General features: G+C 49.8%; 2 pseudogenes. Both read right to left on the reverse strand.

Features of this window, described 5'->3' with window-relative positions:
• A pseudogene (locus tag SB660_RS22105) lies at positions 1-129 on the reverse strand (glycine/betaine ABC transporter); the annotation flags it as partial.
• Positions 129-255, reverse strand: a pseudogene (locus tag SB660_RS22110) (glycine/betaine ABC transporter); the annotation flags it as partial. The pseudogenes SB660_RS22110 and SB660_RS22105, both read right to left, overlap by 1 nt.

Below are 255 nucleotides of genomic sequence, written 5' to 3' on the forward strand. Positions count from 1 at the left end.
GTCAATCCCGATGATGGTCTTATTCACTTGTTCTGCTGCGGATGCATTTTCATCGTTTTCTGAACCGCAAGCCGCAAGTGAGAGCGCCAGCATGGCTGAAACGCCGATGCCGATGATTTTTTTAAGCATCAGGCATTCCCCCTGCTCTTCTTCTTCACTTTAATGTTTTGCGTGATACGGTCGAGTGTAATCGCTACGATAACGATCGCGATACCCGCTTCCACTCCGACACCGGTTTTCAACTGTGTCACGGCG

The sequence above is a fragment of the Bacillus sp. SIMBA_005 genome (assembly GCF_046535585.1).
In the GTDB taxonomy this organism is placed as follows: Bacteria; Bacillota; Bacilli; order Bacillales; family Bacillaceae; genus Bacillus; species Bacillus pumilus.